The sequence below is a fragment of the Kitasatospora sp. NPDC059577 genome (assembly GCF_042735475.1).
Lineage (GTDB): Bacteria > Actinomycetota > Actinomycetes > Streptomycetales > Streptomycetaceae > Kitasatospora.
In genome coordinates this window covers 216,769-223,391 of record NZ_JBHWBZ010000006.1, presented here as the reverse complement: position 1 = coordinate 223,391, position 6,623 = coordinate 216,769, and the positions used below count along the sequence as shown (strand labels likewise).

Genomic DNA, 6,623 nt, shown 5'->3' with positions numbered 1-6,623 from the left:
CCCGCCCTCCCCCCCCCCCGCGCCCGCGGGGGCCCCCCCCCGGCGGCCCCCCCCCCCCCCCCGCGGCGGCGGGGCGCCCGCGGCCCACCCGGGGGCCCCCGGCCGGCCGCGGGAGGTCACGTGGCCGGCGGCAGGTGACGGTCCGCCACCAGATCGGCGAGGGTGCGCAGCCGGGTGAAGTAGGCGGCGCAGTACTCCTCGTCGAGCAGGGGCACGACCGCGCGGAGGTCGGCGACGCGCGCCCGCAGGTCGGCGACGCCCTCGCCGTCGAGGCCGCCGTCCAGCTCGCGCAGGACGAGGGCGGAGAGGGCGGCGTCCAGGAGGACCAGGTCCGCGCCGTCGATGTCCACACCGCGGAAGCTCGCCGGGAACGCGGCGGCGCGGTGCTCCTCCCACAGGCGGACCAGACGCTCCTGCGGCCCCCGTGCGTCGCCCGGATCGCCCGGACCGCCCGGACCGCCCGGACCGTCCGCTTCGGCCGCCGCCGGGCCCAGCACCGCGGCGACGGTGTCGAAGACGGCGCGCACCAGGTCGACCGCCCTGAGCGGATTGACGGCGGCGCTGGTCGCCGCGCCCCGCGCGATCCGCTCGCGCAGCCGCAGGCCGCGCTCCAACTCACCCGCCAGGTAGGCCGAGACGAGCCCCGCGGCGGCGGCCCGACGGACCAGCTCGTCCAGCGGGGCGTTGTCGTCGGCCAGCCGCTCGGCGAGGACCTGCTCCACGGCGGACAGGGCGTGCGTGACGGCGACGGTGGCGAACTCGTACCGGTAGTAGGAGTGACGGATCAGCTCGCGGGAGGTCTCCAGCGCGCTCATCACGGACATCGACGCGCCCTCGGGCAGCACCAGGTCCGCGACCAGGGGGTGCATGCCCGCGTAGCCGGGCACGACGGTGCGGACGCGCACGTCCGGTACGGGAGTGTCCATCCCCGCAGTCTCCCCGCCCGAGGGCCGCCGGTGCCAGCGGTTTGGCCCGGGAACCCCGGCGGCCCGGCAGCCGGATCCGCGGGTCACCGGCTTTTCGCAGCGGCGCTGCCCGTACGGAGTGGCCGGGTGCTGCGCCCGGTCGGGCGGGCGCTGTCCGGCCGGCTGCCCGCACGCCCGGTCCACGGGAGGACCGGTGTGCGCCTGTCCCGCCGTGCACACCGCCGGCGCGGTCCCGCTGCCGTCGCTCACCGCACGGACGGCCGCCGCCCCGTCCGGGTCGTGCCGGATGCCGACCCGGTGCACCCGGCACCCGGCGCGGCCCGGCCCGACTAGGGGCCGTCCGGCAGATCTTGTGACTGTCCGACGATCGGATCGTTGCTCTGGCTCGTGGGGCGGGGAGATCTGACCAGGGACGAGTGGGTGCGGCTTGAGCCGCATCTGCCAATCGGGTGGTCGCGGCGGGCGTTGGTGTGACCACCGGCAGGTGATCAACGGGATCCTGTTCCGGGTCCGCACGGGAGTGCCCTGGCGTGATCTGCCCGAGCGGTTCGGCAGCTGGAAGACGGTTTGCGAGCGGCATCGGCGCTGGTCCGCAGATGGGACCTGGGACAAGATCCTTCAAGCCGTGCTGGCCGACGCTCAGGGGCGAGTGGACTGGAGCATGGTCAGCGTCGACTCGACCTCATGCCGTGCTCATCAGCACGCGGCCGGGGCTCCGCGCAGAGCACCACGGATCCCGAAAAGAGATCAACGCCTCGGCAGCACCGCCCCGATGAGGGACTCGGCCGCTCCCGGGGCGGCCTGACGGGCAAAGTCCATCTGGCCGGCGAAGGTGACTGCCGGCCGCTGGCCCTACTGATCACGCCGGGCCAGTGGGGTGACAGCCCCCAGTCGATCCCCGTTCTGGAGCGCGTTCGGGTCAAGCGCTCCGGCGGCGGCCGTCCGCGCACCCGCCCTGATCACCTGGGCGGCGACAAGGCGTACAGCTCCCGCCGCAATCGTCGCGACCTGCGCAGACGTCAGATCAAGCACACGCCGACCGGCAGCTCGACGTTCAGCGGCGCGCGCTGTGGCTGATGGAGCAGGCCGTGGCCAACGGCGCCGCCAGCCCGTGCGATCTCGCCTTCCTGCGGGATCGCACGCTCGTGAACGAAGGGCAGAAGCAGATCTACGGCACGCAGATTGCCGGCGTGAAGGACGGCTCGCCGATCCCGTGGCCCTGCGGGGAACCCGAGCGCATGGACGAGCGCCGTGCAGAAGTCGGAATCCCACCGTTCGCCGAGTACATCGCTCAGTTCTTGACCGCCTGAGTCACTCCGGCATCCGGCGGATCACGCTCACGCCTGATCCGCCGGACAGACCCTGGGCAGCCGCAGGAGTACGTGCGGCCCGGCCGTCGGCCCGGTGGCGACGACCGGGCCGCACAGGACGAGCCGGACCGGCGTGATCCACGGACGGTGCGTCACGGCGGCGCAGGCCGACGGTGATTCGAACACTCTGTGCCCCGGCCCGCCCGGCCTGCCCGGTTCGCCCGGGCCGTTCCGCTGTGGGACGGCCCGGGGTCTCCTCGCCGAGTGCAACCGGCTGCTTCGGGCTGCCTCAAGGGCCGGATTCCGCAGGTCTCACACCGGCCGGCCGGGCACGCCGCAGCCGGTTCGGCCACGGCGTGTTCCACCGCCGCTCAGGCGGGCTGCCACAGTTCGATCCGGTTGCCCTCGGGATCGGTCACCCAGCCGAACCGGCCCACGCCCGCCATGTCCTGCGTCTGCCCGGCCACGTCCGCGCCCCTGGCGCGCAGCTGCGCGAGCATCGCGTCCAGGTCGCGGACCCGGAAGTTGAGCATGCTCTGCTGCGCGCGGGAGCCGAAGTAGTCCGTCCCGGACTCGAACGCCGCGAACACCGTCGGTCCGCTCTCCTGCTGCCACAGCCCGTGCTCGTCCGCGTCCAGCCCCAGGCAGTCGCGGTACCAGGCGCCCAGGGCCGCCGGGTCGGAGGCCCGCAGGAAGTACCCGCCGATTCCAAGCACTCGTTCCATGCCGCCCCATCCTGCCAGCACACCGCCCGGACGGCGCTCCGGACAGTGCCCCGGTCGGGCCTGGCGGAGTGTCAGGGCCCTGATATAACGTAAAACACGAACAGTCGACGACCGGGGGCGGACGAGGGGCACGATCACCATGACCGACCACAACGACATTCGGCACCGCCTCGGCCACGCCATCAAACGCGCCGAACAGGCCCTCATCGCCGAGAAGACCCGCGTGCTGCGCACCGTCGACCTGACGGTGCCCCAGTACGTCGCCCTGCTCGTCCTGCAGCAGTCCGCCGGCCGCTCCGGCGCCCAGCTCGCCCGCGCGTGCATGGTCACGCCGCAGACCATGACCACGATCCTGGCCAACCTGGAGACCAAGGGCCTGATCACCCGCGAGACCTCCAGCGTCCACCGGAAGGTGCTGGTGGCCAGGCTCACCCGCACCGGCCGCACGCTGACGAAGAAGGCCGACGCCCTGGCCCGGGACGTCGAACAACGCCTCGCCGACGCCCTCGACCCGGCCGAGCAGGCCCAGCTGCGCGCGCTCCTGGAGCGCGCCACGGCCGCCCTGCGCGGCACCGGCTGAACGGCACCTGCCCAACGGCACGGCCCTTGCGCGCCGGCCGACACCCTACGGAGTCCCGATGACCGACCACCCCGCCGCCTTCACCCCCGCCCCCGGCACCGCCCTGGTGCTGGTGGACCTCCAGCACTGGATCGTCGCCCGCCCCGCAGCCCCGCTCACCGGCGCCGCCGTGGTCCGCGCCGCAGCCCGGCTCAAGAACGCCTTCGAAACCGCCGGCCGCCCCGTGGTCCTGGTCCGCCACCTCCTCGGCGACGGCAGTGACGGCGGCCCCGACTCCGACCGCACCCGCTTCGAACCCGAGGTCGACGCCCGCCCCGGCAACGAGGTCGTCACCAAACACCGCATCGACGCCTTCGAAGGCACCGACCTCGCCGAACGCCTGCGCCGCCTCGGCGCCACCGCCCTCGTCGTCGCGGGCATCACCACCGAGTACGGCGTCGGCGAGACCGTCCGCACCGCCGCCGCCCTCGGCTACCCCACCACCGTCGTCGAGGACGCCGTCACCGCCCTCTCCACCCCCGCCCACACCGCCGCCCTCCAGGCCTTCCGCGACCTGGGCGTCACCGTCACCGCCACCGACGCCCTCCTCGCCACCCCGGTCTGACGGGCCCACCGGGCGGCCCCCGGGGGGATGGACGGCACCGGCCGGGTCACACGGACGGGCAGAGTTGCTCGCGCACCCACTCGACCGGGGGATTGGTGCGCGCCCGGCCCGCGACGAAGACCGTCGGCACCGTCTCGTTGCCGTCGTTCACCGCCCGCACCGCCGCCGCCCCCTCCGGGTCACGCCAGATATCGACCCAGTGCAGCCGACGGGCATCGCGCCCCAACCGGAGCCGCAGCCGCAGACAGTACGTACAGCCCGGCCGCCAGAAGACCACCGGCCGGCCGTCGGCCGCGGCACGGCGCTGCGCCTCCGAGGCGCTGAGCGACCTCGGGAAGACCAGCGGCGAGTTCATCGCGGCGGCCGCCGTGAACGCCAGCAGGAACGCGGCCGCCGCCACCGGGCTGCCCTGTGCGGCCGTCGAGGCCGCGACGGCCACGCCGCACAGCGCGAACAGTACCGACAGGATCCAAGGGCGCATCATGAGTGCGCACGCTACCGGCGCTCCGCACCCGGACACCAGGCCGGACCGGTGCGGCGGGGGCTCGGCGGTGGGAGCGGGAAGTCGGCCGGGCCGACTTCCCGTGCGGGGACACATGCCGGCCGGTGTGCCCGGCGCACCCGGTGTACCCGGCGCACCACGGGATATCGGGGCGCTGTTCGCCACGTTCCGGGCCCCCGGTGGGCCGGACCCCGACGGGAGCCGACCGTCGATGTCCTCAAGAGCCCTGCGTGACCCGGGCCGACCCTCGTCCCGCCGACGGGCAGGGCCCGCGCCGGAGGTGTTCGCGAACTGCCCGGTGCACACCGACGGGGCTCAGGCCCGGCTGCGCCTACTGGCAGGGGCAGGGGCAGGGGCCCGGCCCGGGGCCGCAGGTGTGCCGGTGCGGTCGGTGCGGTCGGTGCTCGGAGGGATCACCGGGGCAGCCGGATCACCGCCGAACCGCGGGCCAGGTCCACCCCGGTGCGGTTCGGCGGGGCGCCGTCCTCGTCGTCGTCGCGCAGCATCAGCGCCGACTGCCGCTCCTTGAGCTCGTGTTGCTTGCCCGCCGAGAAGGTGGCGTGCAGCTGCTCGAAGCCGGTCGCGGACACCTGCCCCTGCCGGGCGCCGGTCCGCCAGGGCAGCAGCCCGGCCCTCCCGGCCCGCAGCAGCACCTGGTCGACCAGCGCGAGCGTGGTGAGCAGCAGCACCAGTCCGGGCAGCGTGAGGAAGACGATGAACCCCATGGGGACCAGTATCGTCGCCGTCCCCGGCACGGAACAGGGGCCCACGACTCCTGGGCGGCCCCGGTGCTCCCGGCCGGGTGGCCTCGGGGTCGTGGGCCTCGGGGTCGTGGGCCCGGCGGCGTGCGGGGGCAGGTCACAGCGGACGAAGGCGACCAGCGTGCCGTCGCCGTAGGCCGCCACCGAGCCGGCCGGCGTCGTCGGGCAGCCCGCAGACCGGCCCCACGCCGACGCTCCCGCCTTCGACCGCACCCCGTTCGGCCCGCCCGACCGGTAGGCGCGGACGGCGCGGACAGCGCGGAGTGGGAAGTCGGCGGGGTCGACTTCCCACTCCGGTGCCTGGCAGCCGGCTGACGCACACGGCCCCGCCGTCACGAGGCCGGGGCGGCGGGGCGGGGGGCCAAGCGGCCGGTCCCCGCAGCCGTCGAAAGGAAACGTCGCTGCTCCGGGCCGGGGCAGCGGCGTACAAGTACCGTCAGCGGGCGTCGAGTTCGCCGGTGCGGAGGGCGGTGATGAAGGCTTGCCAGGCGGGGGAGGGGAAGTGGAGGGTCGGGCCGTCGGGGTCTTTGGAGTCGCGGACGGGGACGGTGCCGGTGAGGCCGTCGGCGACCTCGACGCACTGGCCACCCTGTCCGCTGTGGGTGCTTTTACGCCAGGTGATGGGGGAGTTGCTGGTCATGGGCGGGTTCCCTCCTGAACGGGCGGTGGAGTGGAAAGTCGGCGGGGCCGACTTCCCGCGCGGGTTGTCCGGGGGCCGGCTGCTCGTACGATCTGGCCCGTCGAGAGCTTCTTCCTCGATCCACCGTCACATCGGCCGCCCGTGGTGTCGCCGAGTTCGAGGGACACGGCTCCCTCCGGCCGGTCGAGAGTGATCGCTCAGTGACGGTCAGTCATGACAGGATCGGTGTGAGTCGACACCGTGTCGACCGGAAGGAGGAGACATGGCCGACGACAACAAGGTGACGGAGCCCGCCGAGGACGGCAAGGTGACGGCCCCCGCCGAGGACAAGACCCGGTCTGGCAAGTACGCAGGCACTGAGATCACGATCGACGGCGAGGAGCACCTCCTCCTTCGGGAGGACGATGTCCCGGTGAGCACCGACGACGAGTGACAACGGCCGCAGCCCGCGCTTCGGTGCGGGCTGGTCTTCGCCCGTGCCGGAAGGGGGGGGGGGGTGGGCGCGCGCGGCGGGCGCGCCGCCGCGCCCCGCGCGCCCCCCCGGGCCCGCCCGGGCCCGCGGGGGGGCCCCGGGG

8 protein-coding genes and 2 pseudogenes are annotated in these 6,623 nt (G+C 74.5%); 5 read left to right on the top strand and 5 right to left on the bottom strand.

What is annotated here, in order from left to right; all coding sequences use genetic code 11:
- Window positions 1-116: 116 nt before the first annotated feature.
- Window positions 117-926 carry a hypothetical protein gene (locus ACFV0O_RS08840; RefSeq protein WP_380338273.1) on the bottom strand — a complete coding sequence of 270 codons (810 nt, stop codon included), beginning with the start codon at window positions 924-926 and terminating at the stop codon, window positions 117-119.
- Window positions 927-1,313: 387 nt separating this feature from the next.
- Here ACFV0O_RS08840 and ACFV0O_RS08835 point away from each other — a divergent pair.
- Window positions 1,314-1,961: pseudogene (locus ACFV0O_RS08835) on the top strand (IS5 family transposase); the annotation flags it as partial.
- Window positions 1,958-2,236 (top strand): annotated as a pseudogene (locus ACFV0O_RS08830) (DUF6624 domain-containing protein); the annotation flags it as partial. The pseudogenes ACFV0O_RS08835 and ACFV0O_RS08830, both read left to right, overlap by 4 nt.
- A gap of 371 nt (window positions 2,237-2,607) precedes the next feature.
- Here the strand turns inward: ACFV0O_RS08830 and ACFV0O_RS08825 are convergent.
- A complete protein-coding gene (locus tag ACFV0O_RS08825; protein WP_380338270.1) occupies window positions 2,608-2,961 on the bottom strand; it encodes a VOC family protein in 354 nt (117 codons plus the stop codon).
- 139 nt (window positions 2,962-3,100) lie between these two features.
- On the opposite strand from ACFV0O_RS08825, the gene ACFV0O_RS08820 reads away from it, so the two are divergent.
- Both ACFV0O_RS08820 and ACFV0O_RS08815 read left to right on the top strand, forming a co-directional pair.
- Window positions 3,101-3,541 carry a MarR family winged helix-turn-helix transcriptional regulator gene (locus ACFV0O_RS08820; protein ID WP_380338267.1) on the top strand — a complete coding sequence of 147 codons (441 nt, stop codon included), beginning with the start codon at window positions 3,101-3,103 and terminating at the stop codon, window positions 3,539-3,541.
- 58 nt (window positions 3,542-3,599) lie between these two features.
- Window positions 3,600-4,145 carry a cysteine hydrolase family protein gene (locus ACFV0O_RS08815; RefSeq protein ID WP_380338264.1) on the top strand — a complete coding sequence of 182 codons (546 nt, stop codon included), beginning with the start codon at window positions 3,600-3,602 and terminating at the stop codon, window positions 4,143-4,145.
- A gap of 46 nt (window positions 4,146-4,191) precedes the next feature.
- Here the strand turns inward: ACFV0O_RS08815 and ACFV0O_RS08810 are convergent, their stop codons facing one another.
- The 3 genes from ACFV0O_RS08810 to ACFV0O_RS08800 form a co-directional block, all read right to left on the bottom strand.
- Window positions 4,192-4,629 (bottom strand): glutaredoxin domain-containing protein, encoded by a 438-nt coding sequence (locus ACFV0O_RS08810; protein ID WP_380338261.1) that lies wholly within the window; start codon window positions 4,627-4,629, stop codon window positions 4,192-4,194.
- Between the two features lie 431 nt (window positions 4,630-5,060).
- Window positions 5,061-5,372 carry a DUF6191 domain-containing protein gene (locus ACFV0O_RS08805; protein WP_380338258.1) on the bottom strand — a complete coding sequence of 104 codons (312 nt, stop codon included), beginning with the start codon at window positions 5,370-5,372 and terminating at the stop codon, window positions 5,061-5,063.
- Between the two features lie 472 nt (window positions 5,373-5,844).
- Window positions 5,845-6,048, bottom strand: a complete 204-nt coding sequence (locus ACFV0O_RS08800) for a DUF397 domain-containing protein (RefSeq protein ID WP_380338255.1) — start codon at window positions 6,046-6,048, stop codon at window positions 5,845-5,847.
- Window positions 6,049-6,310: 262 nt separating this feature from the next.
- On the opposite strand from ACFV0O_RS08800, the gene ACFV0O_RS08795 reads away from it, so the two are divergent.
- Entirely contained in the window at window positions 6,311-6,481 is a 171-nt protein-coding gene (locus ACFV0O_RS08795; protein WP_380338252.1) for a hypothetical protein, read from the top strand.
- The last annotated feature ends 142 nt before the right edge of the window (window positions 6,482-6,623 follow it).

Bases quoted from the DNA above. Each gene is read 5' to 3' on its own strand.
- ACFV0O_RS08840 (WP_380338273.1), bottom strand. From the start codon at position 926: ATGGACACTCCCGTACCGGACGTGCGCGTCCGCACCGTCGTGCCCGGC.
- ACFV0O_RS08825 (WP_380338270.1), bottom strand. From the start codon at position 2,961: ATGGAACGAGTGCTTGGAATCGGCGGGTACTTCCTGCGGGCCTCCGAC.
- ACFV0O_RS08820 (WP_380338267.1), top strand. From the start codon at position 3,101: ATGACCGACCACAACGACATTCGGCACCGCCTCGGCCACGCCATCAAA.
- ACFV0O_RS08815 (WP_380338264.1), top strand. From the start codon at position 3,600: ATGACCGACCACCCCGCCGCCTTCACCCCCGCCCCCGGCACCGCCCTG.
- ACFV0O_RS08810 (WP_380338261.1), bottom strand. From the start codon at position 4,629: ATGATGCGCCCTTGGATCCTGTCGGTACTGTTCGCGCTGTGCGGCGTG.
- ACFV0O_RS08805 (WP_380338258.1), bottom strand. From the start codon at position 5,372: ATGGGGTTCATCGTCTTCCTCACGCTGCCCGGACTGGTGCTGCTGCTC.
- ACFV0O_RS08800 (WP_380338255.1), bottom strand. From the start codon at position 6,048: ATGACCAGCAACTCCCCCATCACCTGGCGTAAAAGCACCCACAGCGGA.
- ACFV0O_RS08795 (WP_380338252.1), top strand. From the start codon at position 6,311: ATGGCCGACGACAACAAGGTGACGGAGCCCGCCGAGGACGGCAAGGTG.